The 25300-nt window shown below is 72.0% G+C and carries 22 protein-coding genes; 13 read left to right on the forward strand and 9 right to left on the reverse strand.

Annotated features, from left to right (window positions below; genetic code table 11):
• Positions 1–11: 11 nt before the first annotated feature.
• The gene (locus tag C7C45_RS34460; RefSeq protein WP_208641189.1) at positions 12–440 is read right to left on the reverse strand and encodes a protein kinase family protein; all 429 of its coding nucleotides are present in this window, start codon (positions 438–440) and stop codon (positions 12–14) included.
• Positions 431–901 carry a hypothetical protein gene (locus tag C7C45_RS34465; RefSeq protein ID WP_208641198.1) on the reverse strand — a complete coding sequence of 157 codons (471 nt, stop codon included), beginning with the start codon at positions 899–901 and terminating at the stop codon, positions 431–433. The genes C7C45_RS34460 and C7C45_RS34465 overlap by 10 nt, the downstream gene beginning before the upstream one ends.
• A gap of 455 nt (positions 902–1356) precedes the next feature.
• On the opposite strand from C7C45_RS34465, the gene C7C45_RS16680 reads away from it, so the two are divergent.
• Together C7C45_RS16680 and C7C45_RS34470 are read left to right on the forward strand one after the other, a co-directional pair.
• Positions 1357–4368: a S8 family serine peptidase gene (locus tag C7C45_RS16680; RefSeq protein WP_167454737.1), complete on the forward strand. Its 3012-nt coding sequence runs from the start codon at positions 1357–1359 to the stop codon at positions 4366–4368.
• Positions 4369–4466: 98 nt separating this feature from the next.
• On the forward strand, positions 4467–7004 hold the full coding sequence (locus C7C45_RS34470) for an ATP-binding protein (protein WP_280101380.1): 2538 nt from the start codon (positions 4467–4469) through the stop codon (positions 7002–7004).
• A gap of 157 nt (positions 7005–7161) precedes the next feature.
• Here C7C45_RS34470 and C7C45_RS16690 read toward each other — a convergent pair whose 3' ends face one another.
• From C7C45_RS16690 to C7C45_RS16705, 4 genes are read right to left on the reverse strand one after another with little or no spacing between them, the layout of a single operon-like run.
• Positions 7162–9249: an alpha-galactosidase gene (locus C7C45_RS16690; RefSeq protein ID WP_110564569.1), complete on the reverse strand. Its 2088-nt coding sequence runs from the start codon at positions 9247–9249 to the stop codon at positions 7162–7164.
• Positions 9246–10067: a carbohydrate ABC transporter permease gene (locus C7C45_RS16695; RefSeq protein WP_110564570.1), complete on the reverse strand. Its 822-nt coding sequence runs from the start codon at positions 10065–10067 to the stop codon at positions 9246–9248. The genes C7C45_RS16690 and C7C45_RS16695 overlap by 4 nt, the downstream gene beginning before the upstream one ends.
• Positions 10067–10984 (reverse strand): carbohydrate ABC transporter permease, encoded by a 918-nt coding sequence (locus C7C45_RS16700; RefSeq protein ID WP_110564571.1) that lies wholly within the window; start codon positions 10982–10984, stop codon positions 10067–10069. The genes C7C45_RS16695 and C7C45_RS16700 overlap by 1 nt, the downstream gene beginning before the upstream one ends.
• Position 10985: 1 nt before the next feature.
• Positions 10986–12281 (reverse strand): ABC transporter substrate-binding protein, encoded by a 1296-nt coding sequence (locus C7C45_RS16705; protein WP_110564572.1) that lies wholly within the window; start codon positions 12279–12281, stop codon positions 10986–10988.
• Positions 12282–12428: 147 nt separating this feature from the next.
• On the opposite strand from C7C45_RS16705, the gene C7C45_RS16710 reads away from it, so the two are divergent.
• The 8 genes from C7C45_RS16710 (at position 12429) to C7C45_RS16745 (ending at position 19648) form a co-directional block, all read left to right on the forward strand.
• A complete protein-coding gene (locus tag C7C45_RS16710) occupies positions 12429–13187 on the forward strand; it encodes an SDR family NAD(P)-dependent oxidoreductase (RefSeq protein WP_244200415.1) in 759 nt (252 codons plus the stop codon).
• Positions 13188–13222: 35 nt separating this feature from the next.
• Positions 13223–13933: a FadR/GntR family transcriptional regulator gene (locus tag C7C45_RS16715; RefSeq protein WP_110564574.1), complete on the forward strand. Its 711-nt coding sequence runs from the start codon at positions 13223–13225 to the stop codon at positions 13931–13933.
• A complete protein-coding gene (gene dgoD, locus C7C45_RS16720; RefSeq protein ID WP_110564575.1) occupies positions 13930–15075 on the forward strand; it encodes a galactonate dehydratase in 1146 nt (381 codons plus the stop codon). The genes C7C45_RS16715 and dgoD overlap by 4 nt, the downstream gene beginning before the upstream one ends.
• Entirely contained in the window at positions 15069–15908 is an 840-nt protein-coding gene (locus C7C45_RS16725; protein WP_110564576.1) for a hypothetical protein, read from the forward strand. The genes dgoD and C7C45_RS16725 overlap by 7 nt, the downstream gene beginning before the upstream one ends.
• Positions 15909–15919: 11 nt before the next feature.
• On the forward strand, positions 15920–16540 hold the full coding sequence (locus C7C45_RS16730; RefSeq protein ID WP_110564577.1) for a bifunctional 4-hydroxy-2-oxoglutarate aldolase/2-dehydro-3-deoxy-phosphogluconate aldolase: 621 nt from the start codon (positions 15920–15922) through the stop codon (positions 16538–16540).
• Positions 16537–17478 (forward strand): sugar kinase, encoded by a 942-nt coding sequence (locus C7C45_RS16735; protein WP_110564578.1) that lies wholly within the window; start codon positions 16537–16539, stop codon positions 17476–17478. Before C7C45_RS16730 ends, C7C45_RS16735 begins: the two co-directional genes overlap by 4 nt.
• An 80-nt stretch (positions 17479–17558) precedes the next feature.
• The gene (locus C7C45_RS16740; RefSeq protein ID WP_110564579.1) at positions 17559–18443 is read left to right on the forward strand and encodes an SMP-30/gluconolactonase/LRE family protein; all 885 of its coding nucleotides are present in this window, start codon (positions 17559–17561) and stop codon (positions 18441–18443) included.
• A 101-nt stretch (positions 18444–18544) separates the two neighbouring features.
• Positions 18545–19648, forward strand: coding sequence for an L-dopachrome tautomerase-related protein (locus tag C7C45_RS16745; protein WP_110564580.1), 1104 nt, complete (start codon positions 18545–18547; stop codon positions 19646–19648).
• A gap of 23 nt (positions 19649–19671) precedes the next feature.
• Here the strand turns inward: C7C45_RS16745 and C7C45_RS16750 are convergent, their stop codons facing one another.
• Entirely contained in the window at positions 19672–20427 is a 756-nt protein-coding gene (locus C7C45_RS16750; protein WP_110564581.1) for a dienelactone hydrolase family protein, read from the reverse strand.
• A 242-nt stretch (positions 20428–20669) separates the two neighbouring features.
• Here C7C45_RS16750 and C7C45_RS16755 point away from each other — a divergent pair, with 242 nt between their 5' ends.
• The 3 genes from C7C45_RS16755 to C7C45_RS16765 are packed head-to-tail and all read left to right on the forward strand — an operon-like array spanning position 20670 to position 22047.
• Positions 20670–21092: a hypothetical protein gene (locus C7C45_RS16755; protein ID WP_146247338.1), complete on the forward strand. Its 423-nt coding sequence runs from the start codon at positions 20670–20672 to the stop codon at positions 21090–21092.
• Entirely contained in the window at positions 21089–21592 is a 504-nt protein-coding gene (locus tag C7C45_RS16760; protein ID WP_110564583.1) for a universal stress protein, read from the forward strand. Before C7C45_RS16755 ends, C7C45_RS16760 begins: the two co-directional genes overlap by 4 nt.
• A 50-nt stretch (positions 21593–21642) precedes the next feature.
• Positions 21643–22047 (forward strand): SAV_915 family protein, encoded by a 405-nt coding sequence (locus C7C45_RS16765; protein WP_208641190.1) that lies wholly within the window; start codon positions 21643–21645, stop codon positions 22045–22047.
• On the opposite strand, the gene C7C45_RS16770 is transcribed toward C7C45_RS16765, so the two are convergent.
• Positions 22035–22715, reverse strand: a complete 681-nt coding sequence (locus tag C7C45_RS16770; RefSeq protein WP_110564584.1) for a response regulator — start codon at positions 22713–22715, stop codon at positions 22035–22037. The two genes, C7C45_RS16765 and C7C45_RS16770, sit on opposite strands and share 13 nt — an antisense overlap.
• Positions 22712–25261, reverse strand: coding sequence for a DUF4118 domain-containing protein (locus C7C45_RS16775; protein ID WP_110564585.1), 2550 nt, complete (start codon positions 25259–25261; stop codon positions 22712–22714). The genes C7C45_RS16770 and C7C45_RS16775 overlap by 4 nt, the downstream gene beginning before the upstream one ends.
• Positions 25262–25300: the final 39 nt, after the last annotated feature.

The following is a 25300-nucleotide window of genomic DNA, read 5'->3' on the forward strand; positions in this document are numbered from 1 at the left end:
CGCCGCAACCACTACCACCGGAGGACGTGAGCACGGTGAGCGTGTCTGAACATCCATCGACTGCCTTCACGCTGGTCGGCCTGCAGGGCGCGCTCGGCCCGCCGACGTCGGGTCAGGGTGTCGCGAGCCGCCAGCCGCCAGCCGCCAGCCGCCAGCCGCCAGGCACGAACCAGTGCCGGCACGTTGGGGTAACGCGTGGCAGGTGCGGATTCGGTCGCCCGGTCCACGACGCGGCGCTGGTCACCGTTGCCGCGCCAGCCCTGGGCTGAATCAAGGAGGTGGTGCAGGGTGCGGCCGAGCAGGTGCACGGTGGTCCGCTCGTCGATCAGCGCGCCACGAACGAACTCCTCCGGGGCCATGTAGCTGCGTGACCCGGGCAACCGGTCGGCGTCGAGCACGAACGGGCCGGGCCGGTACTCGTCCAGGTCGATCAGCCGCATCCGGCCAACGGAGAAGTCGTACAGGAAGCAGCCGTCGTAGAGGTCGACAGCGACCAGGCCGGCGGCATGATGGCGAGGTGGGCGTCGAGGATCGCGTCGAGCGCCTCCTCGACCTGCGGTACCGGCAGACGCTGGAACCGGGTCAGCCCGGCACGGTCCGTGCCGTGCACGGTGGCGTGGTTCAGCAGGCTGCCGTCGTACCAGGGGTAGATGAGCGTTGGGCCGGCCTCGCCGGGGACGGTCCACGTTGGACCGACGATCGCCGGGCGGCGGATTGCGGCGTGCACCGTGCAGGCCCGGTCGAGGGACGCTCGCCCTTTCGCAGTGGTGGCCGTCTTGACGAGCCAGCGCCGGCCCGCCTCCTCGACTCCGTAGGACAGGCATCCGGAATCCTGAGCGTCGAAGACCACGAAGGCCGACTCGATCGATGGCACGGGCAACCGGCGAGCTGGCACGGACACCCGACGAGACTACGACGCCCGCCCACGGACGACGATCGCCGCGCGGGAACACCGCCGCCGGGTGGCATCGCCACGCACGGACAGCGCCCGGGGGACCGCGCCGGGCAGGGACAGCGCCACGCGGGGACCGCGCCGGGCAGGGACAGCGTCGCGCGGGGACCGCGCCGGGCACGGACAGCGCCACGCGGGGACCGCGCCGGGCACGGACAGCGCCACGCGGGAACACGCCGGGGTCGGCGACCCAAAATGACGCGCAAAGTACCCGTTACGTTACGAGCTTGTTTCCCAAGTTACAGCCAGGTTACGAGTGCTTCTCGACGATCAATACCGATCCTAGGTTTCGGCCACCGTCATCAGTCGTGGCGGCCGGCACCGAACGTGGAGGCAACGACGTGCCACAACCGAACACACATCGGACCGGACGGGTCAGGCGCGGGGTCAGCATGCTGGCCGCCGTGGCCCTGACCGCGGCCGGACTGACCAGCCTGCCCGGCAGCGCCGCCGCCGCGCCGACCAGCAGTGGGCCGACCGCCCGCTACCTCGTCCAGCTCGACGAGGAGCCGCTGGCCACCTACACCGGCGGTGTCCCCGGGATCGCGGCGACGAAGCCAGCCGACGGTGCCAAACTGAACCGCACGTCGGGCAGCGCGAACGCGTACCGGGATCACCTGCGCCAGAAGCGCAGGTCCGTGCTGGACCGGGTCGGCGTACCGGCCGACCGCACCCGCGTCACCATGGAGACCGCGTTCAACGGCTTCGCCGCCGACCTGACCGGGCCGCAGGCCGCCCGGCTGCGCGCCACCCAGGGTGTGCGGGCGGTGTACGAGAGCCGGAAGGTACACGCGACCACCTCGCACACCCCCGACTACCTGGGCCTGACCGGCCAGGGTGGGGTGTGGAAGAAGGAGTTCGGCGGAGACTCCCACGCGGGTGAAGGCGTCATCGTCGGGATCATCGACAGCGGCTACTGGCCGGAGAGCGCGAGCTTCGCGCCGCTGCCCAGCCCTCGCCCCGACCAGGCCATCATCGACGCCAAGTGGAAGGGCACCTGCGACGTTGGCATCGAGGCGCCGGTCGCCTGCAACAACAAGGTGATCGGGGCCCGCTGGTACAACGACAGCGGCATCGCCGAAACCTTCCCCGACGACTACTCCTCGCCTCGTGACCGCAACGGCCACGGTACCCACACGGCCAGCACCGCGGCCGGTCTCAACGGCGTTCGGGCGACGTCGGGCACCCAGGACCTGGGCGTGATCTCCGGCATGGCGCCGGCCGCGCGACTGGCGATCTACAAGGCGCTGTACGACGACGGTGCGGGTGGGGCGACCGGTACCGACATCGACATCGTGCACGCCATCGACGACGCGGTCGCCGACGGCGTCGACGTGATCAACTACTCGATCGGTGACGACACCGAGCGTTTCGGGGCTGTCGACGCGACGTTCTTCAACGCCGCCGCCGCCGGGGTGTTCGTCGCTGCCGCCGCCGGCAACTCCGGCCCGTTCGCCAACACCGTCGACAACTCGACGCCATGGCTGACCACGGTGGCCGCGAGCACCACCGACCGACAGAACAACCGGAAGCTCACCCTCGGCAACGGCACCACCATCACCGGTGCGGGCATGGGTGAGACCGGCGTCGGGCCGGCCCGACTGGTCTTCGCGAAGGACAGCGCACTCGACCCGGACGGTGCCTACGGTGCCGGCCTCTGCGCCGACGACACGTTGGATCCGGCCAAGGTCAAGGGCGCGATCGTGCTCTGCGTACGCGGTGAGATTCCCCGTACCGACAAGAGCATCGAGGTGGCCCGGGCCGGCGGCGTCGGGATGGTCCTGTACAACGAGGAGCTGAACTCCCTCAACGCCGACGTGCAGGCCGTGCCGACCGTGCACATCAACGAGGTCGACCTGGCCACGGTCACCGCGTACGTCGCGAAGGGCAACGCCACGGCGACCATCTCGCCGAGCAAGCTGGAGACCGTCGAGGCACCGTCGGTCGCCGCGTTCTCCTCGGCGGGCCCGTCGAACCTGAACGCCGGCGAGCTGCTCAAGCCGGACATCAGCGCGCCCGGTCAGGACATCGTCGCGGCGTTCTCCCCGTCCATCGGCGGGAACGACTTCGCCCTGGAGTCGGGCACCTCGATGGCGGCACCGCACATCGCCGGTATCGCCGCCCTGCTGCTGGCCAAGCACCCCAACTGGTCGCCGGCGGCGGTCCGCTCGGCACTGATGACCAGCGCGGTGGACAAGACCGACAAGGGCAACCCGATCAAGATCGGCACGTACGACGCCACGCCGCTGAACTACGGCGCCGGCCAGGTCGAGCCGGGCAGCGCCTTCGACCCCGGCCTGGTCTACGACTCCAACCAGCAGGACTGGAGCCAGTACCTGTGTGGGGTGTCCACCGACCGGGGCAGCGACTACGGCCTCGACCCGGAGGGCTGCGACACGATCGGCTCGATCGAGACGGCCCAGCTCAACTACCCGTCGATCTCGCTGGGCCGGATGGTGGGCAAGCAGACGGTCACCCGCACCGTCACCAACGTCAGCGACAAGACCAGCACCTACACCTCGTCGGTGCAGGCCCCGCCGGGTTACAAGGTCAAGGTCACCCCGGCCAAGATGCAGATCCGTCCCGGCAAGTCGGCTCGCTTCACCGTGGAGGTGACCAACACCGGCGGCGCGTTCGACACCTGGGCGGACGGCTCGCTGACCTGGCGTGACCAGTTCAAGCACGAGGTACGCAGCCCACTTGTCGTGCACAACTCCGGGCTGGTCGCCCCCGACGCCATCACCGGCAAGGGCACCTCCGGCAGCGTTCCGATCGCCGCCGAGGTCGGTTACAAGGGTCAGCTGATCTCCCAGCTCTCCGGCCTGACCGCGGGCACCAGCAGCACCGTCACCCTGCAGGGTGACGGACCGAGTTGGGACTGGAGCACGTCGAACAACCTGCCGGTGCCACTGCCCGCATCGATCAGCAGGACCACCCTGCACGTGCCGGCCGGCACCCGCAGCCCGCTCATCCAGGTCACGTCGGAGCGGCCCACCTGCTCCCACATCGACTGGGACGACGAGGAGGGGGTGATGGAGTGCACCGAGTTCAGCCTCAACGTCTATGACAAGGACGGGAAGTTCGTCACCGCCACGGTCAGTGGTCGGGACGGCGCCAAGGTGACGTTGCCGGAGGGCGCTGGCGACTACATCGTCGTCGTCGAGCAGGGGTTCACCGAGAACATCCCGTCCGGCGCGAACGCGTACACCATCACCAGTTACCTGCCGGGGGCGCCGGGCACCTCCACCGGCCGGTTCACCATCGACCCGAAGCAGCGCAGCGTGCAGCCGGGTGCGACGGCGAACCTGACCCTGCGCTGGTCCGGCCTCGCACCGGCGAAGCGCTACCTCGGGGTGCTGGAGTTCCGCAACGGTGACGGCTCCCTGAAGACCGTCCCGGTCACCGTCCAGTCCTGACGGTGTCGACGCGCCGGCGGCCCGACGTGTGACCCAGGTCATCGTCGGTCCGCCGGCCGGACGTTCGCGCCGGTGGGGGTGATCTGCTCGACCCCACGGTGATCGGCGGCGGCAAGGACAAGACGCGGGGCGGCGGGGGCCCAGTTCCCGTCCGCCCCGAACGTCTGCGCGGACCCGTCGAGTTCGTCGGACGAGCAATGGAGTTGGCCCAGTTACGCCGGCTCGTCGAAGCCCCGCCGTGCCTGATCCTGTTGGAGGGCGAACCCGGGATCGGCAAGAGCCGGTTGGTCGCCGAACTGCTCGCCGAACTCCCCGGGCACCACCTCGTCGGCGAGTGCGACGACGTGCCGGAACCCTTTCCACTCGGCGTGCTGCTGGACGCGATCCGTGGCAGCGCCGATCGACTCGGCGCGCTCAGCCCGGTGGCCGGCGCCCTCGCACCGCTGCTGCCCGAACTGGCGGACGTGCTGCCCGACGCGCCACCCCCGTTGACCGACCCGGCTGCCGAGCGGCACCGCCTGCTCCGGGCCGTCGCCGCGGTGCTGGCCGCGCTGAGTCCCGCCACGTTGCTGCTCGAGGACCTGCACTGGGCCGACCCGGCGACCTGCGAACTCCTCGGCTACCTGAGCACCCACCCGGTCGACGGGCTGGCCGTGGTGCTGACCGCCCGCACGCCGACGCCGGGAGGCAGTACGCCGATCCACGACGCGTTGGCCCGAACCCCACCGTGGAGCGTCACCCGTGTCGCGCTCAGCCCACTGGACGCCGATGACGTACGCCGGTTGGCCGCCCGGACCCTGCGCCTCGACGATCCGCCGCAGCAACTGACGGCGACCCTGCTCGACCGTACCGCCGGCATCCCGTTCGTGGTCGAGGAGGTGCTGCGTACGCTCGCCGAGCGGGGCGGCGACCCGTTGGCCGACGACAGCGTCCCGTTCGTCCTGCGTGACGTGCTGCTCTGGCGGCTGCGCCCGCTCGACGGGGCCACCCGGGAGGTGCTTGGCGCCGCTGCCGTGCTGGGTCTGGCACCGGACCAGCGCATCCTCGCCTCGGTGCTCAGCCTGGACCGGGTGGCGGTCGGCGCGGCACTGAGCGCGGCCCACCGGGCGGGCCTGCTGCACGACGCCGGAGACGGCCTGCGGTTCCGTCACGACCTGGCCCGACAGGTGGTGTACGACCTGGTGCCCCGGGAGAACCGTGAGTGGCTGCACCTGCGCATCGCACGGGTGTTGGAGCAGGAACTGCCGAGGCCGGTCGCCCAACTGGCGCACCACTACCGCCGGGCCGGCAGCGGGGCCGACTTCGTCCGCAACGCCGAGGCGGCCGCCGACCTGGCCACCGAGCGCGGCGACGACGCGACCGCCGCCAGCTTCCTGCTCCAGACGATGGACGTCGCCGAGCTTCCCCGACCGGTACGGGTACGGCTCGCCGCCAAGCTGGGCCGCTCGGCCATCGACGGGCTCAGCCAGGCGGAGGCGATCCCGGTGCTGGAACGGCTGCTCGCCGACCGGCGGTTGCCGCCCGGAGCCCGCGGCGAACTGGGTCTGGTGCTCGGGCGGATGCTGCGCCAGCAGGGCGAGGCGCTGCGCGGGTACACCGAGATCGAACGTGCTGTGCCGTACCTGCGCGCACCGCGACGCAAGGCCCCGGCACTCGCGGTGTTGGCGGCCCCGGACACCGTCGTCGGCCGGCACGTCGACGACCACCTGGCCCGCTGTGCGGAGGCGGAGAGCGCCGCGGCGGCCAGCGGGGACCCGGGGGCGCACCTCGCGGTACGCATCGCCCGCGCCTCGCTGCTACTGGAACTGGGCGATCCGGCAGCCTGGGCGATCATCACCGAGCTGCGGGCGTCCGCCGAGTTGGCCGACCGGCCCCGGGAACATGCGCGGGCCTGCCTGAACTGGGCGCAGGGCGCGTTGCACGCCGGGCACCCGGGGCAGGCGGAAGCGCTCCTGGCGGCTGGCCGGGCGCTTGTCGACGAGACCGGGTACGAGCGGCTGGCCTCCCTGGTCGAGGCGACCGAACTGTCGCTGGACCGAGCCGCCGGGCGGCTGGACGGGCTCGCCGAGCGCCTCACCCGACTGGTTGCCAGCGCTGAGCGGATGCCGGTCACCCTGCTCGACGCGCGGGCCGAACTGGCCACCGTGCTGGCCCGCACCGCCACCACCGCCACCGACGACGCCGCCGCCACCGAAACCGCCGACACCGCCACCGCCGCCGACTACGGCGCTGGCGCTGGCGACGCTGGCGCTGACAGCGGTGCTGGTGACAGCGGGAGCGGCGATCAGGTGGAGTTGGCTGAACGGGCGCTGCGCGAGGTGGTGGCCGACGCCTCGCGGGTCGGTGCGATCTGGCCGCTGGTGCAGGCGCTCTCGGCGCTGGCCCGGCTGACGCTGGCCGAGAGGCCGGACGAGGCGGTCCGGCACGCGACCCAAGCACTGACGCTGGTACGCGGCAAGGGAATCCTGGCGTGGGCGGCCGAGGCCGTGCTGGTGCTGGCCGAGGCCGCAGTGGCAGCGGGTGAGCCGGGGCGGGCCGCGGCAGCCGTGACCGAGCTGGAAGTCGGGATCGCAGGCCGCGACGCGCCGCTCGCCCTGACCGCCCTGCGCCGGTGCCGGGAACTCGTCCCCGCCTGAGCCAACCCGGATGGCGCCGGTGGCGGGCCGCCAGCCACGCAGTTGTGGCCGGCGACCCGCAGGCTGCCGACCAGGTGGCCGGCGACCGACCTGACTTCGGCCTCGGCGGGATCGCCACCGAGGCCGAAGTAGGTGTTCCTACTGTGGTGCTCCGGCCTCAGTCGCGGGTCAGCACGATGAGGTCGGCGTCGTGGGTCGGGCTCCACTGCACGGGCAGGCCGAGCGCACCGAGGTGGCTGCCCGAGTAGTGCCGGTCGCCGTGCCGGTAACGGGCCGCCGGGTCGAGGCCGCGCAGCGGCAGCCGGACCGGGCGGGACGGCAGCAGGCCGGCACCGTCGAGCCGTCCGGTGTGCCAGGCCAGCACGACTACCTGGCGCGCGTCCGGCGCGGTGTACTGCACGGCGCAGCGGGCCTGGTCGGGGCCCCCGATCAGGTGCACGTCGCCGTGCGTGACGACGTCCCGGATCTCCTTGTAGCGGGCGATCCAGCCGGCCGCCTCGGCCCGCTCGGCGGCTGTCCAGGCCCGGATGTCCGCGCCGATGCCGAGCACACCGGCCATCGCCAGGACGAACCGGAACGCAAGCGTTCGCGGTCGGGGGTCGAACAGGCCGGGCGCGTCGGTGACCCAGGAGCTGAGCAGGTGCGGGGCATTGGCGTGCAGGAAGCCGTACTGGATGGCCAGCCGGTCCAGCGGGCCCGTGTTGTCGCTGGGCCAGAAGACGTCGGCGCGGGCGGCCATCGCCAGGTCGGTTCGCCCACCACCACCGGCACAGGCCTCGATCAGCACCCCGGGGTGGTCCCGGCGCAGCCGCTCGTAGATCCGGTGCAGGTTGGCCACGTGCGCGCCGTCGAGGTCGAGCGGCGCGATCCCGCCCGGCCGCCCCGGCTCGGTACGCGGCCGGTTGAAGTCCCACTTCAGGTAGTCGATGTCGTACCGACGCAGCAGACCATCCACCGTGGAGTGAACGAACTCGGCCACCTCCGGTCGGCCCAGGTCGAGCAGGTACTGGTTGCGTACCGGGGTGAGCGGCCGACCGTCGACGGAGTAGACCCACTCCGGGTGCTCGGCGTAGAGGGTCGACTTCGGGTTGACGCACTCGGGCTCGACCCAGAGCCCGAAGTTCATCCCGAGCGCCCGCACGTCGGCGATGAACGCGTCGAACCCGGCCGGGAACTTCGCCGGATCGGGCGTCCAGTCGCCCAGGCCGGCGGTGTCGTCGTTGCGTCCGACGAACCAGCCGTCGTCCACGACGAACGTCTCCACACCCAACTCGGCGGCGATCCGGGCGAGGGCGAGCTGACTCTCCGCCTCGACCGCGAAGTAGGTGGCCTCCCAGGAGTTGTAGAGCACCGGGCGCGGGGTGAGCCGCCTACCTGCGAGCAACCGCTGGTGGGTGTGCCAGACCCGGGCCAACCCGTCCAGACCGTCCGCGCTGTACGCCCCGGTGATCACCGGCAGGGCCAGCCCCGCTCCCGCAGCCAGTTCGAGCGGGCCGTCGGCCAGGTGACGGCCGACCCGTACCCGGGTCAGGCCCCCGGTGTCCCGCTCGGCGCTGATCTCCCACGAACCGGTCCAGGCCAGCGCCATCCCCCAGGCCGGGCCGGCCGGCTCGGCGGTGTCCCGCACGGCCAGCCAGGGCACGTGCAAATGCCCTGGTACGCCCTGGGAGCTGCCGATGCTGAACGCGCCGTGCCCCAACTCGACGTGCGAGAGCTGGAACTCCTGCGCCCACTGCCCCCACTGGTGGCTGAGCAGCGCGCCGTGCGGCGTCGGTACGCAGAACCCGCCCGATCCGGCCCGCACGACCCGCAGTGGGTCGGTGCCGTCGTTGGTCAGCTCGACCCACCGCTGCACCACGTCCGTGTCGGCGGGGACCCGGTAGTGCACGGTGGCCCGCAGCCCGGTCACCGCGTCGGCGAAGTCGACAGCCAGCTCCCGCCCGTCGGCGTCGACCCGCACGTCGGTGTGGACGAAGCCGACCCGACGCTCCCCGGCGGGGGTTTCGATCACCAGGTCGGCGCCGCTGAACGGACGGTCGGCGTCGGTGGCGTACTCGATGGGGGCGGCGTCCCCGGCGGTGAGGAACGGCACCGGACCGTCGTAGGCGACCGGCGACGGCCCGTCGGACACGCCGTGCGGGCCCCACGCGACCAGCTCGAGCCAGCGGCCGTGCGCCGGGACGGTCACCGTGTATTCGGTGTGCGCGCCGCGCAGCGTCCAGCGCTGCGGCGTCGCGGCGGTCACTTGACCGCTCCGAGAGCCAGGCCTCCGACGAAATGCCGCTGGAAGCGCAGGAAGACCGCGACGGTGGGGACGGCCGCGATGACCGTGCCGGCGGCGATGACGTTCCAGGACGAGACGAACTGCCCCTGCAGACCGAGCAGCGCCGGGGTGACCGGCATGTTGTCGTCGGTACGCAGCACGGTGATCGCCCAGAGCAGATCGTTGAAGATCCAGGTGAAGGAGAGCGCCCCGAGGGCGGCCAGCGCGGGCCGGGTCAGCGGCAGCATGATCCGGGTGAAGATCTGCCCGGTGCCGGCGCCGTCGATCGTGGCCGCTTCCTGGATCTCACCCGGCAGGTCCCGCATGAAGCCGTGCAGGACGAACGTGTAGAAGCCGAGCCCGAAGCCGACCTGCACCGTGATCAGCGCCCAGAGCGTGTCGTACAGACCGGTCAACTCGCTGAACTTGGACACCGGGATGAGCAGGATCTGCGGTGGCAGCAGGTTGCCGGCGAGCATCAGCAGCAGCATGGTCCGCCGCCCGGGGATCCGGAAGCGACTCAGCGCGAACGCGGCCATCGCGGCCAGGCACAGGCTCAACGCCACCGACGGGACCGTGACCAGCATGCTGTTGATCAGGGCGCGCAGTTCGCCGCCGTCGGTCCAGGCCTGCCGGTAGGTGTCCAGGGTGAACGACTGGGGCAGGCTGCCCACGCCGTGCGCGGCGATGTCGTCGAACGATCGGGTGGACATCACCACGACCCAGAGCACCGGGCCCAGCCAGAGCAGCGAGAGCAGGATCATCCCGGCGTGGAAGGAACCGGTGCGGAGCTTGTTCATCACGCTTCCTCCCGGAACGCGCGAACCAGGTAGCCGAGGATGACGGCCAGCGCGAGCACGAAGATCACGACGGCGATCGCGGAGGCGTAGCCCAGCCGCAGGCTCTGGAACGCGGTCGAGTACATGTAGGTGCTGAGCAGCTCCGACGAGTGGTACGGCCCACCCTTGGTCAGCGACCAGACGATGTCGAACGAGCGCAGCGAGTCGATCACGATGACCGACAGCACGACGGCGTTGACCCCTTTGAGCTGGGGGATGGTGACGTGTCGCAGCCGCTGCCAGGAGTTGGCGCCGTCCATCCGGGCCGCCTCGTGCAGCGCCGGGTCGATCGCCTTCAACCCGGCCAGGAACAGCACCATGACGTACCCGATCTGCCGCCACAGGGCGGGCAGGATCACCGCGTACAGGGCGGTCTGCGGGTCGGCGAGCCAGGGCCGGATCAGGTGCTCCAGGCCGACGGCCCGCAGTAGCGTGTCGGCGATGCCGTCGGGCTGGTAGAACACCCGCCACACCAACGCGGTCACCACCAGCGAGAACACCACCGGGGTGAACAGCGCGGCCCGGTAGAAGCCGACGCCCCGCCGCTCCTTCTGCAGGACCAGCGCCATGCCGAAGCCGCCCAGCACGGAGAGGCCACCGAAGAGCACCAGCCAGATCACCGTGTTGAGCAACGCACCCCGGAAGGTGGCGTCGCCGGCCAGCTCGACGTAGTTGTCGGTGCCGACGAAGGTCGGCGGCGACATCCCGTCCCAGCGGGTCAGGGAGAACCAGAAGCCCTGGAGCGCGGGCCAGAAGACCCAGATGCTCTCGACCGCGAACGGCACCAGGACGAACGCCACCAGCAGCGGCGACAGTCGAGCAGACCGTCGCCGCAGCCGGGTGGGTGTGACCGAAGTCGTGGAGACTGTTGCCGTCACGTCAGCCCTTGAAGACCTTCTCGGCGCCGGCCTGCCACTCCCGCAGGATCGCGTCGATCTGGTCCGGCTTGTCGAGGAACTTGGTAAGCGCGGTGTCCGCGGTCGGCTGGAGAGCGTCGCTCGAGTCGCGGTTGAAGAACTGGGTCAGCTCCTTGGCCTCGTCCAGCATCGCCTTGCCCTTGACGACGAGCGGGGAGTCGGAGGCCTTGGCCTTGGGGTTGGCCGGCAGCACGATGCCGGAGCTGGCCTTGACGTACGCCTCCTGGGCCTCGACCCCGGAGAGGTAGGTGAGCAGGGCCTTGGTGCCGGCCGGGTTGGCGGTCTTCGCGCTCGCGAAGAAGCCGTCCGTCGGGGCCTCCTCGGCCAGCGGCACCGCCGGGTCGATGATCGGGAACCGGAAGAAGTCCAGGTCGCCGAGGGCGTCCTTGGGTGCCGCGTCGGCGAAGAACGTGCCGATCAGGAACATGCCGGTCTTGCCGGCCAGGAGCGCGGTGGTCGCCTCCTGGAACGGGTACGCCTTGCCCTTGGGGTCGAAGTAGGGCAGGGCCTCGCGCCAGCGGGTGAAGACCGCCTTGACCTTGGGGTCGTCGAAGCGCTGCTTGCCGGCGAGCAGCTCGCGGTGGAACGGCGCACCGTTGATCCGGATGTTGAGGTAGTCGAACCAGGCCGAGGCCACCCACGGGGTGTCGCCGAGACCGATGCCGATCGGCGGAACGCCCTTGCTCTTCAACGTCTCGCACAGGGCCAGGAATTCGGTCCAGGTCTTCGGCTCCTGCACGCCCCACTTCGCGAAGTTGGACTTGCGGTAGAAGAAGCCCCACCAGTAGTTGTTCATCGGCATGAAGATCTGCTTGCCGCTGGCTTCGGTGGAGAGGGTGCGCAGCGACTGGGGGTAGTCGCCCATCGACTTCCACACGTCGGAGACGTCCAGCAGCAGGTTCTTGCTGGCGTAGTCGTTGGCGACCGAGCCGGCGTACCAGGTGTAGAGGTCCGGCGGGTTCGCCGAGGTCAGGTACGTGGGGAGCTGGGTCCGGAAGGTCTCCGAGGCGATCGTGTTGAGGCTCGCCGAGCCCTTGCCCTGGGCGTTGAAGTTCGCGATCAGCTTCTCCATCGCCTCCTTGGCCTGCGGCGAGGAGAGGTTGGACTGGATGGTGACCGCGCCCGAGCCCTTGCCCGTCGTCGGTCCGCTCGCGGAACTGGCGCACGCGCTGAGGAACGAGCTGGCGCCGAGTGCACCCAGGCCGGCGAGCCCAAGGTGGCCCAGGAATCGCCGGCGACCGGGGTCGAAGTCGCTCACGGAGGTATCCCTTCCTCTACGACACGTAGCGTCACTGCGCGATGTGTCGTCCATGTGAATGCTGTGACGAGAAGGTTGCATCGGTCGTCGCCGACTGTCAAGATATCTTCGTAATTAATGATTAGACGAGACCATGGCGGAGGTCAGGTGGATCAGCGTATGCGCCGGCTTGAAGGCAAGAACGCGCTGATCACCGGCGCGATGGGCGGCATCGGTTCGGCCACGGCCCGGCGGCTCGCCGCCGAGGGGGCAGCTGTCGCACTGCTCGACGTGCACGACCCGACCCCACTGGCCGACGAACTGACCGCCCGTGGCGACCGAGCACTTTCCGTAGTGGTCGATGTCAGCGAGGAGAGTGACTGGGCGACCGCGGTGTCGGCCGCACGCGCCAGCCTCGGCCCCATCGACATCCTGGTCAGCAACGCGTACGCCGTGCAGGTCGCGCCGGCCCACGAGACCAGCCGGCAGTCCTGGGACCACCAGCTCGGCGTCAGCCTCACCGGCTCGTTCCTCGGCGTCCGCGCCTGCCTCGACGACCTGCGGGCACGCTCGGGCGCGGTCGTACTGATCTCCTCGGTGCACGCGCTTGTCGGGTTGCCCGGCCGGCCCGCGTACGCCGCCGCCAAGGGCGGCCTGGTCGCGCTCGGCCGCCAACTCGCCGTGGAGTACGGCCCCCAGGTGCGCGTCAACACCGTGCTGCCCGGGCCCATCCTCACCGGTGCCTGGGCGGACGTGTCCGAAGAGGACCGGGAACGCAGCATCGCGGAGACTGTCGCGAAGCGCTTCGGCACACCGGACGAGGTGGCCTCGACCGTCGCCTTCCTGGTCTCACCGGACGCCGCCTACATCACCGGCGCGAGCCTTGTGGTGGACGGTGGCTGGACAGCGGTGAAAGCCTCGGCCTGAGAGATCGATACCGACCAGCGAAAAGGCCAGGAGCATTGGCACAGTACGCACGCCGCGGCATCCACGGGCAGACCGTCGAGGCAATCGCCCGTCGCATCCTCACCGGTGAGATCGCCGCCGGCGCGACCCTGAACCTCGTCGCGTTGCAGGAGGAGTTCGACGTCAGCCTGACGGCGCTCCGCGAGGCGCTGAAGGTCCTCTCGGCCAAGGGCATCGTCGACGCCCGGCAGAAACGCGGCACCTTCGTCCGACCCCGCGCCGACTGGAACCTGCTCGACGGTGACGTGATCCGCTGGCAGTTCGCCGAGGGCGCCGACCAGCGGCTGCTCGACCAACTGCACGAGGTACGCGCCATCATCGAGCCGGCCGCCGCACGGCTGGCCGCCACCCGCGCGACCGAGGACGACGTGGCCGCCCTCGACCGGGCGCTTGCCGAGATGGCCGAGGCCGTCGGTGATCCCGCCGCCGCCGTCGCCGCCGACCTCGCCTTCCACCGCGCGCTGCTCACCGCCACCCACAACGAGTTGTTGGAGCGGATGGAGGTGGTGATGGAGACCGGGCTCGCCGAACGGGACCGGCTGGTGCACGGCGGCGCCGCGCACGACGACCCGGTGCCCAGCCACCGTGCCGTCGTCGACGCGCTGCGCGAGCGGGACGAGACGGCGGCCGAGACCGCCATGCGTGAGTTGCTGGACAAGGCCGTCCGGGACGTCGCGAAGGTACGGGGACAGAGGGGCAGTCAGTGAAGATCGAACGGATCGAGACCTTCCTCGTCGCGCCACGGTGGTTGTTCTGCCGGGTGGAGACCGACGACGGGCTGGTCGGGTGGGGTGAACCGGTGGTGGAGGGGCGTGCCGAAGTGGTGCGCAGTGCCGTCGAGGTGCTCTCCGAATACCTGATCGGTGCGGATCCACTCCGCATCGAGCAGCACTGGCAGGTGCTCACCAAGGGTGGCTTCTACCGGGGCGGCCCGATCCTCTCCAGCGCGGTCGCCGGTCTCGACCAGGCACTCTGGGACATCGCCGGGCAGGCGTACGGTGCGCCGGTGCACGCGCTGCTCGGGGGGCCGGTGCGCGACCGCGTACGGATCTACTCCTGGATCGGCGGGGACGAGCCCAACGAGGTGGCCGACGCCGCCGCCGCGCAGATCGCCGCCGGTCTCACCGGCGTCAAGATGAACGCCTGCGGTCGCCTCTCCCCCATCCCCACCTCGGCCGAGGTGGACGAGGTGGTCGGCCGGGTCGCCGCCGCCCGGGAGGTGCTCGGCCCAGACCGGGACATCGCGCTGGACTTCCACGGCCGGGCCGGGCTGGCCGCGGTACGCCGGATCCTGCCCGAGCTGGTCGGCCTGCGCCCGTTCTTCGTGGAGGAGCCGGTCCTCCCCGACCAGGCCCACCACCTGCGCGACATCGTCGCCAGCACGCCGATCCCGGTGGCCACCGGTGAGCGGCTCTACGGTCGCACCGAGTTCCTCGGTCCGTTGCAGGCCGGCGTCACCGTGGTCCAGCCGGACCTGTCGCACGCCGGTGGGATCTCCGAGGTCCGCCGGATCGCCGCGCTGGCCGAGACGTACGGCGCGCTGCTCGCCCCGCACTGCCCGCTCGGCCCGATCTCGCTGGCGGCCAGCCTCCAGGTGGCCTTCGCGACGCCGAACTTCCTGATCCAGGAACAGAGCATCGGCATCCACTACAACGCCGGGTCGGAGCTGCTGGACTACCTGGTCGACCCGGAGCCGTTCCGGTTCGTGGACGGGCACATCGCCCGCCTCGACCGGCCCGGCCTGGGCATCACCGTGGACGAGGCGGCGGTCCGGAAGGCCGCGCAGACCCCGCATGCCTGGCGCAACCCGGTCTGGCAGCACGCCGACGGGTCGTTCGCGGAATGGTGACCGGCGCGGAGCCGGTGCCGCTGCGCGCGGCGTACGACGCGGCGCGCGGCGGTCGGTGGACCAGCCTGCGCGGCGGCGGTCGGGAGTGGCTCTGGCGCGGCCCCGAGCCCGGCCGGCACGACGTACGCCCCGACGACGCGTTCATCGACGCCGGCGGGCTGGAGGAGTGCCTGCCCACCGTGCGCGGTCGGCCCGATCACGGCGAGGTGTGGTCGCGGCCGTGGCGCACCGCCGGCACCGGCACCGTGGTCGTGCAGCGGCCGACGTTCCTCCTGACCCGCCGGATCACCGACTCCGACGGCGTGGTGGTGGCCGACTACCGACTGGCCGCCGATCCCGGTCACCGGTTCGTCTGGGCCGCGCACGCATTGCTCGACCTCTCCCCCTCGGCCCGCCTCGACGCGCCCACCGGCACGCTGACCCGGCTGCACCCGGAAGCCGCGGCGCTCCTGCCGCCGGGCACCTGGCCCACCGGTGCCCCCTGGCTGACCGGGCCGTGGCCGGCCCCCGCCGGGCTGACCCTGGACACGCTCGGCCCGGACGACGGGACCGCGCTCGGCGCGGTACTGCTCGACTGCCCCCGGGTCCAGGTGATCGACGGCGTCGACCGGCTGACCCTGGAGCTGGAGTGCGACGACCAGCCCCGCAGCACGGCACTCTGGCGCAACCTGGGTGGCTGGCCGACCGACCGCCCCTACCGCAGCATCGGCGTCGAACCGATGCTCGGTGCCGCCTTCGACCTGGCCGACGCCGGCCCAGCCGACGCGGCGGTCGTCCCACCCGTCGGTGAAATCGCCTGGCGTCTCACCATCTCCGCCCACCGCATCCACTGAGGACATCCGCGATGAACCTGCTCGACGAGCTGCGTACCCACCGGCTGCTGGCCATCGTGCGCGGCCCGGACCCGGCCGCCGCGCTGACCGCCGTGCTCACCCTGGCCGAGAGCGGCGTGGCACTGGTCGAGGTCTCGCTGACCAGCGCCGACGCGCTCGGCATCATCCGAGGCGCCCGGGCCGCCCTCGGGCCTGACTACGGACTGGGTGCGGGCACCGTGCTCAGCGCCGACGATGCCCGCGCCGCGGCCGACGCCGGCGCCGGCTTCCTGGTCACCCCGGCACTCGCACCGAGCCTCGCCGAGGCCGGTCGACTGGGGCTGCCGGTGCTCGCCGGCGCGCTCACCCCGACCGAGGTGGTGCAGGCCAGCAGTGGCGGGGCCACCGCGGTCAAGCTCTTCCCGGCGTCCCTCGGTGGGCCCGACTATCTCGGCGCGCTGCGCGACCCGTTCCCCGGCACCGCGTTCGTGCCGGTCGGTGGGGTCGACGCGGACGGCGCCCGGCGTTACCTCGACCGGGGAGCGGTAGCCGTCGGCGTCGGCTCCCCGCTGCTGGGTGACGCCGTCCGCGGCGGCGACCCGGCGGCGCTGCGTGAGCGCGCCGCGGCTTTCCTCGCGGCGGTCGGGCAGTGACCGACCTACTCACGCTCGGCGAGACGATGGCGGCTTTCCGCACCACCGGCCCGCTGCGGCTGGGCGGCACCGCCGGGATATCCGTTGCCGGGTCCGAGTCGACGGTGGCGATCGGGCTGGCCCGGCTCGGCCACCGGGCCGCCTGGATCGGGGTCACCGGCAGCGACGAGCCCGGCGAGCTCATCCGCCGTACGCTGCGGGCGGAGGGTGTCGACCTGACCTGGTCCCGGATCGACCCGGCCGCGCCCACCGGGCTGATCCTCTTCGAGAACCGCGTCGCCGACATCAACCGGGTCACCTACCACCGCGCCGGCTCGGCCGGTTCCCGGCTGCGCCCGGCCGACGTGACCGACGCCTTCGACGCGCCCGGGTCGCCGCCCCGGCTGTTGCACGTCACCGGTATCACCTGCGCGCTGGGCGTCGAGCCGTACCAGGCGGTGGTGGAGGCGGTGCGGCGCGCACACGCGACGGGCAGCACGATCTGCCTGGACGTCAACCACCGCAACCGGCTCTGGTCGGTCTCCGATGCCGCCACCGCGCTCCGGCCCCTGCTGCCCTCGATCGACCTGGTCGTCGCCTCCGACGACGAGTTGGCCGTGCTGACCGACGCGACCGACCCGGTTTCGGCGCTCCTCTCGGCCGGTGTGACCGAGGTAGTGGTCAAGCACGGCGCCGGTGGGGCGACCAGTCACCGCGCGACCGGGACGGTGCACCGTCCAGCCCGGACGGTGCCGGTGGTGGACACCGTCGGTGCGGGTGACGCCTTCGTGGCCGGGCTGCTCTCCGCCTGGCTCGACGGCGCCGACGCGCCAGCCCGGCTGGACCGGGCCGTCACCACCGGCGCGTTCGCGGTCGCCACCAGGGGCGACTGGGAGGGGCTGCCCGACCGGGCGGAGCTGACGCTGCTCGAGCACGGGCCCGGCGGTACCGTCCGCTGAACGGCGCAGCGGCACGGCCGCCGTTCGTCGTCGACCGGTGCGGCCACCGATCGCCGCCGGAGATCTGTTGGAGGAGCGAGATGGAGCTGACCGAACCGACCGTCTGGAGCACCGACCGGTTGGAGCTGGGCGAAGGGCTGCGCTGGGTCGACGACCGGCTGGTCCTCGTCGACCTGCTGGCCGGCCGGCTGCTGGAGACCGACGGCGACGCGCCGAGCCCACTGCGGGAACTGCGCCGCCTCGACGTTCCGCTCGGTGCGGTCGCCCCGGTTGCCGACCGTCCCGGCGACTGGCTGGCAGCCGCCGGGACCGGCGTCACCCTGCTGCCCGCCACCGGCGACCCCCGACCGGTCGCCGACCTGGTCGCCGACGCGCCCGAGCCGACCCGGATGAACGACGCGGTCGCCGACCCGCACGGCCGTTTCTGGGCCGGCAGCATGACGTACGCCGCGGTGCCCGGTGGGGGCACGCTGTACCGGCTGGTACCGGGCGCGGCGCCGGTGCCCGCGGTGACCGGGCTGACCATTCCGAACGGGCCGGCGTTCGACGCCACGGGCACCACCATGTACCTCGCCGACACGCCACGCGGCGAGATCGACCGGTTCACCGTCGACCCCGACACCGGGGCCCTGCACGGGCGGGAGCCGTTCCTGCGGCTGTCCCCCGCCGACGGCGGCCCGGACGGGATGACGGTCGACGCGGCCGGCCACCTCTGGATCGCGCTCTGGGGCGGCTCGGCGGTCCGCCGCTACCGTCCGGACGGCACGCTGGAACGGGAGATCCGGCTGCCGGCGAAGCAGCCCGCCGGCATCTGCCTGGGCGGCCCCGACCTGCGTCGACTCTTCATCGGCACCGCCCGCGTGGGGCTGGCCGCGGCGGGCCCGGTGGACGGTGCGCTGCTCGCGGTGGACGTCGAGGTCCCCGGCCTGCCCGTCGCACACGCCACCAGCCCCGACGCGGGCTGACCGGAGGCATACCGGACGCCAGGGCGGGAATAACCGCACCGGGTGCGGCGACGGGCCGGCCGGACAGGGGGCGGGACGATGGACACCGTGGGACGGGCGTCGTGAACGGGCCGGTCGGCGACGAGCCGCTCGGCGAACTGGAACTGGTGCACACCTTCACCGGCCCGATGCCGACCGGGGTGAGCGTCTCGCACCGGGGCCGGATCTTCGTCAACTTCCCGAAGTGGGGCGACGAGGTGCCGGCCACCGTCGTCGAGTTGCGGGACGGCCGGGAGGTGCCCTACCCCGACCAGGCGTGGAACGACCCGTCCGGCGACGACGACGCGGGCGCGTTCGTGTCGGTGCAGAGCATCGTCGTGGACCCCGCCGACCGACTCTGGGTGCTGGACACCGGCAGCCCGATGTTCCAGCCGACGAAGCCGGGCGGCCCGAAACTGGTCCGGGTCGACCTGGACACCAACACGGTCGCCCAGGTGATTACCTTCCCGGCGGACGTGGCGCTGCCGACGACGTACCTCAACGACGTCCGCTTCGACCTGCGGCGGGGCGAGTCGGGGGTCGCGTACATCACCGACTCGGCGGCGTCCGGGCCGAACGGGATCATCGTGGTGGACCTGGCCAGCGGTGCCTCCTGGCGGCGGCTGCACGACCACCCGTCCACCAAGGCGGAGATGCTGGCGACGTTCCGCCCGGTGGTCGAGGGCCGGCCGTTCCTGGAACGGCCGGCGGACGGGCCGCCGAAGCCGGTGAGCATGGGCTCCGACGGCATCGCCATCTCGGCCGACGGCAACCGGCTGCACTACTGCCCGCTGGCATCCCGGCGTTGGTACAGCGTCTCCACCGAGGCGTTGGCCGACCCGGGCGTCACCCAGGAGGCGGTCGCGGCGAGCGTCGTCGACGAGGGCGACAAGGGCACCGCCTCGGACGGGTTGGAGTCCGACGACGCGGGGCGGCTCTACCTCACCTCGTACGAGCACAACGCGGTGCTGCGCCGGCTGCCGGACGGCGAGTACGAGACAGTGGTCCACGACCCGCGGCTGCTCTGGCCGGACACCATGTCGGTGGCCGCCGACGGGTACCTCTACGTCACCGCCAACCAACTGCACCGGCAGGCGCAGTACCAGCGTGGCCAGGATCTACGGCGCAAGCCGTACGCGCTGTTCCGTACCCGCATCGACGCCGGCCCGGTGCTGCTGCGCCGCTGACCGCGGCGCCGCAGCAGCAACCCTCAGGTGGTCGGCAGGGTGCGGTTCAGCAGGTCGAACAGGGCGACCCAGTGCCGCTCGGTGGCCTGCTCGTGGTACATCGGGGTGTCGGCCATGGTGAAACCGTGGGGGGCGCCCTCGTACACCTCGGAGCGGTATCGCACGCCGGCGGCGTCGAGCGCCTTCTCCAGCGTGGCGATCTGCTCGGGCGTCATCGACTGGTCCTGGTCGGCGTGCCCGAAGTACACCTCGCCGGTGATCGAATCGACGCCCAGGTGTGGGCTGTCCGGCGCGTCGGTGACGATGCGCCCGCCGTGGAAGCTGGCGATCGCGGCGATGCGGTCCGGGTGCGCCTCGATGGCCCGCAGCGCGTTCGTGCCGCCCATGCAGTAACCGGTGATCGCGACCGGACCTGGCCGGACGTCGTCGCGGGCGGCAAGGAAGTCGAGGTACGCGGTGGTGTCCCGGCTGATCACGTCGGGGGTCAACGCGCTGATCAGCGGCATGATCTTCTCGAAGAGCGCACCGCGCTGGTCTGGTTCGGCGAGCGGGGACAGGTCGAACAGCGGCGCCCGGCCAGCCCGGTAGAACAGGTTGGGCGTCAGCACCAGGTAACCCCGGGCCGCAATGTGCTCCGCCATCTCCACCAGGCGCGGGCGCGACCCGAAGGCGTCCATGAAGAGCAGCACCGCCGGGAACGGGCCGTTGCCCTCGGGCCGGGTGAGGGACGCGTCCGCGACTCCGTCATCCGTGCGAATGTCCACCGTCGTCGTCTGCATCGAGCCTCCTCGTACGCGAGTTGTTGATCGTCTAGAACGCTACTCGCTGTGCGGCCGGACTTCTCCGACACCCGAGGTAGGGACCACCGATCCGTGGACAAGAGCGGCTGGTGGGCGTGCGGTTCCCCGGTAACTGACCGGGGGCGCGCGTCGCGTGAACGGGGCGTCAAGAATTGGCGGTGGCCCGTCGAAACGGCGTATCGACGGGCGCACCGCCGTCGCCCGGTGGTGACGATGGGTCCATGAGTCCTTGGCGGATGACACGCTGGGAACGCGGAGACCGGCCACCCGGCACCGACACGGGCGGCAGCCCCGGCGAGCAGCCGATGCCCCCCGCGACCAGGGCCGACGAGCCCACCCGCCGACACGAGGCGCTGGTCAGCGTCCGGCTGGGCCCGTCCGCGCCCGGCAGTCACCTGGTGGAGTACCTGCGGCACGAGCCCTGTGCCGTCGACGCGTGGTGGATCGCGGCCGACGTCGACGCCGTGGTGCGGCTCTCCGCCGACAGCATGACCGTGCTGCACCGCGCCGTGGCCGATCTGCGCCGCCGCGCCGGGGTCGAGGTGGCGGTGGCGAACTACATCCTCCGCGCGCTGGACCTGACCACGATGGCGGACCCGCGTACCGCGAAGGGCGCCCCCGCGTTGGTGGTGCCCGCGGCATGAACCACCCAGCAGCCGCCCGACGGATCGTGGTGGGCGTCGACCGGTCGTTCGCCGGGATGCAGGCGCTACGGCGCGCGGTGCAGTTGGCCCGCCGCGACGGCGCGCAGGTGGACGCCGTACGCGCGTGGGTCTTCGCGCCGACCTGGCGGCCCGGCACCCTGACCTGGCGCTGGCAGGACGAGTGCGACCGGGCCGCCCAGGTCTACCTGCGCGGCGTCTTCGACGCGGCACTCGGTGGCCTGCCCCGGGACGTGGCCGTGCGGCTGGTGGTGACCCAGGGGTACGCCGGGCAGGTGCTGGTCGACCACGCGCACCGGGAGTCCGACGTGCTCGTCCTCGGCAGCCCGGAACGGGGGCGGTTCGGCCGGTCGCGCGGGCACGTCACCCGGTACTGCGTGGAACGGGCCGCCGTGCCGGTCATCGCGGTGCCCGCCCCGTCCTGGGCCCGGGCCGCGACGATCCGCCGCTTTGCCCGCGACCTCGAACGATTCAGCCGATGACCGCCTCTGCGGCAGCACAACGGAGGACCGCCGCCAAAACGGTGGCACGAATGGAAAGGACCAACCCGATCATGGACGAGGCCCCGATAATCTACGCCGTTCCGGTGCGCGATCTGCCGGGACGGCTGGTGCGGACGGTGCGTACCGGCCGTTCGCCACAGGGGCATCGGGTGGGCATCGCCTTCACCCGACCGGAGTTGCTGATCGCCGCGATGGGCACGGATCAGCCGTGGGAAGAGCTGTGCGAGTCCGCCCTGCGCGGCATGCTGCGGCCGCTCGGCATCGACGTGATCCAGGTCGACCCGCTGCTGGTCGCGCCGCCGCTCGACCCGAGCGTCGGCGACCGCGCCGCGCCGACCGTGCCGGCGCGGGTTCCGGCCGCTCCCGTCGACCCACGGCCTGCGGCACGCCCGGTCCCGATCGGCACCGGAGCGGTCTTCGCTCACGGCCGGTAGCGGTAGCCCATGCCCGGCTCGGTGATGAGGTGACGGGGCCGGGCCGGGTCGTCCTCCAGCTTGCGCCGCAACTGGGCCAGGTACTGCCGCAGGTAGTTGGTCTCGTTCTGGTATTCCGGCCCCCACACGTCCTGCAGGAGCTGACGCTGGCTGACCAGCTTGCCGGGGTGGCGCAGCAGCTTCTCCAGCACGCTCCACTGGGTGGGGGTCAGTTTGACCTCGGTGCCGTCGTCCCGCAGCACGCGGTGGTCGGCCAGGTCGACGGTGTGCTGGCCGATCCGCAGCGCCGGCACCGCCTCGGTGGACGCGCCGAGTCGGCGGGTCACCGCGCGGATGCGGGCCAGCAGCTCCTCCACCCCGAACGGCTTGGTGACGTAGTCGTCCGCACCGGCGTCGAGCGCCGCCACCTTGTCCTCGCTGCCGGCCCGGCCGGACAGCACGATGATCGGCACGGCGGTCCACCCGCGTAGGCCCCGGATCACCTCCACCCCGTCGATGTCGGGCAGGCCGAGGTCCAGCACCACCAGGTCCGGCGGGTGACTGGCGGCGGCCTTCAGCGCGGCGGCACCGCTTCCGGCGATGTCCACGTCGTAGCGGCGGGCGCGCAGGTTGATCCGCAGGGCGCGCAGGATCTGCGGTTCGTCGTCGACGACCAGGATGCGCGTCATTCCTGCGGCTCCTCGGAGGCGGTCTGCGCGGCGGGCAGCCGCAGCACCATGGTGAGCCCACCGCCGGGGGTGGTCTCGGGGGTGATGGTGCCACCCATCGCCTCGGCCAACCCACGCGACAGCGCAAGACCGAGACCGACACCGGTCTGGTTGTCCCGGTCGCCGAGGCGTTGGAACGGTAGGAAGACGTGCTCCCACTGGTCCTCCGGGATGCCCGGCCCTCGGTCGATCACCCGTAGCTCGACCTGGCCGGCGTGCGCGCTGGCGGTGATCGTCGGGGGTTGGTCGGGTGGGCTGTAGCGCAGCGCGTTGGCGATGATGTTGACCAGCACCCGTTCCAGCAGGCCCGGGTCGGCGGTGGCGGCCGGCAGGTCGGCTGGGATGTCCGTGCCGACGGTCGCGGCCGCCGGGCCAAGTTCGTCCAACGCCAGGGGTACGGCGTCCTCCAGGCCGATCGCGGTCTCCGTGATGCCGAGGACGCCGGCCTGAAGTCGGCTCATGTCCAGGAGGTTGGCGACCAGCCGGGCGAGGCGGTCCAGTGACTCCTCGGCGGTTTCCAGCAACTCCTCGCGGTCGTGCTCGTCGAACTCGATGTCGTGGCTACGCAGGCTGGTCACGGCCGCCTTCGCGGACGCCAGCGGCGTACGCAGGTCGTGGCTGACCGCGGCGAGCAGCGCGGTGCGCATCCGGTCCGCCGCGGCGAGGGGCCGGGCGGTGGCGGCCTCCTCGGCGAGTCGCTCCTGGCGGAGCGCGACGGCGGCCTGGGCGGCGAACGCCTCGACGATGCGCCGGTCGGCGGCCTCCAACCGTCGGCCGCAGAGGACGACGGTGATCCGGTCGTCGACCGGTACCGCCGTCTCACCGCTTTCGGGGGTGCAGGGTGGCTGGTCGCCGACGCTGGCCACGACACACCAGGCGTGTTTTTCGCGGGCTCGTTCCGGGCGCCCGCTGGCGTCTTCGGCCAACTCCAGCACGCTCACGGCGCGCAGCCCGAAGGTTTCCCGGAGCTGTTCCAGCAGTGCGGGCAGTGGGCGTTCGCCGCGCAGCACGCCACCGGCGACGGCGGCGAGGGTCTGCGCGTCGGCGGCGGCGCGGGCGGCCTCCCGGGTACGCCGGGCGGCCACGTCGACGACCCAGCTCACCGCGAGGGCCACACCGACGAAGACGGCCAGGGCGAGCAGGTTGTCCGCCTCGGCGATGGTCAGGGTGCGGTAGGGCGGGGTGAAGAACCAGTTGAGCAGCAGACTGCCGCCGAGTGCGGCGACCAGGGCCGGCCACACCCCGCCGGCCAGCGCGACCCCGACGACCCCGGCGAGGAACAGCAGGATGTCGTTGGTCAGCGTCAGGTCGGGCAGGGTCTTCAGCAGCAGGGTGAGCAGCGGCATGCCCAGCACGGCCAGTGCGAAGCCGAGCAGCCGACGCCGCCGGGACAGCGCCGCCGGGACGGCTGCCGCCCGACGACCCTTGCCGGCCTGCTTGTGGGTGACCAGGTGCACGTCGATCGACCCGGAGAGCGCGGTGGTGGTCACCCCGACGCCCCGGGCGAAGATTTGCGCGAAGCGACCTCGCCGGCTGGCGCCGAGCACCAGCTGGGTGGCGTTCACGCCCTGGGCGAAGTCCAGCAGCGCGGCCGGCACGTCGGTGCCGAGCACCTGGTGGTACGTGCCACCGAGGCTCTCCACCAGCACCCGCTGGCGGGCCAGTTGGGCTGGGTCGGCACCGGCCAGGCCGTCGCTGCGGGCCACGTGTACGGCGAGTAGGTCGGCGCCCTTGCTGCGGGCCGCGACTCGGGCCGCCCGGCGGATCAGCGTCTCGCCCTCCGGGCCGCCGGTCAACGCGACCACGACCCGTTCCCGGGCTTCCCAGGTGGCGGCGATGCCCTGCTGGCTGCGGTAGCGGTCGAGTTGCTCGTCGACCTTGTCGGCCAGCCAGAGCAGCGCGAGTTCGCGCAGCGCGGTGAGGTTGCCGACCCGGAAGTAGTTACCCAGGGCGGCGTCGATCTTGTCGGGGCGGTAGATGTTGCCGTGCGCCATCCGTCGGCGCAGCGCCTCGGGGGTCATGTCGACAAGTTCGACCTGCTCGGCGGCGCGGACGATCTCGTCCGGCACGGTCTCCCGCTGGGTGGTGCCGGTGATCTGGGCGACGACGTCGTTGACCGAATCCAGGTGCTGCACGTTGACCGTGGACAGCACGTCGATCCCCGCGTCGAGCAACTCCTGCACGTCCTGCCAACGCTTGTCGTGGCGGGAACCGGGCACGTTGCTGTGCGCCAACTCGTCGACCACCGCGACCTCCGGCCGGCGGGCCAGCACCGCGTCCAGGTCCATCTCGGTGAACTCGGCGCCGCGGTAGTCCATCGTGCGGCGGGGCACCTGCTCGATGTCGCCGAGCATCGCGGCGGTGTGCGGGCGGCCGTGGGTCTCCACGAAGCCGATCACCACGTCGGTGCCGCGGGCGGCACGCCGCTGGGCCTCCTCCAACACGGCGTACGTCTTGCCGACGCCGGGGGCGGCCCCGAGATAGATGCGCAGTTCTCCGCGTGCCACGGGGACAATCCTCCCTGGTCAGAGTCGGCGGGCGGGGCC

Origin of the sequence: Micromonospora arborensis (assembly GCF_003205615.1) — a bacterium.
In the GTDB taxonomy this organism is placed as follows: domain Bacteria; phylum Actinomycetota; class Actinomycetes; order Mycobacteriales; family Micromonosporaceae; genus Micromonospora; species Micromonospora arborensis.

Bases quoted from the DNA above. Each gene is read 5' to 3' on its own strand.
- C7C45_RS34460 (WP_208641189.1), bottom strand. From the start codon at position 440: ATGCGGCTGATCGACCTGGACGAGTACCGGCCCGGCCCGTTCGTGCTC.
- C7C45_RS16695 (WP_110564570.1), bottom strand. From the start codon at position 10,067: ATGAACAAGCTCCGCACCGGTTCCTTCCACGCCGGGATGATCCTGCTC.
- C7C45_RS16725 (WP_110564576.1), top strand. From the start codon at position 15,069: ATGGTGACCGGCGCGGAGCCGGTGCCGCTGCGCGCGGCGTACGACGCG.
- C7C45_RS16730 (WP_110564577.1), top strand. From the start codon at position 15,920: ATGAACCTGCTCGACGAGCTGCGTACCCACCGGCTGCTGGCCATCGTG.
- C7C45_RS16740 (WP_110564579.1), top strand. From the start codon at position 17,559: ATGGAGCTGACCGAACCGACCGTCTGGAGCACCGACCGGTTGGAGCTG.
- C7C45_RS16750 (WP_110564581.1), bottom strand. From the start codon at position 20,427: ATGCAGACGACGACGGTGGACATTCGCACGGATGACGGAGTCGCGGAC.
- C7C45_RS16755 (WP_146247338.1), top strand. From the start codon at position 20,670: ATGAGTCCTTGGCGGATGACACGCTGGGAACGCGGAGACCGGCCACCC.
- C7C45_RS16760 (WP_110564583.1), top strand. From the start codon at position 21,089: ATGAACCACCCAGCAGCCGCCCGACGGATCGTGGTGGGCGTCGACCGG.
- C7C45_RS16765 (WP_208641190.1), top strand. From the start codon at position 21,643: ATGGAAAGGACCAACCCGATCATGGACGAGGCCCCGATAATCTACGCC.
- C7C45_RS16770 (WP_110564584.1), bottom strand. From the start codon at position 22,715: ATGACGCGCATCCTGGTCGTCGACGACGAACCGCAGATCCTGCGCGCC.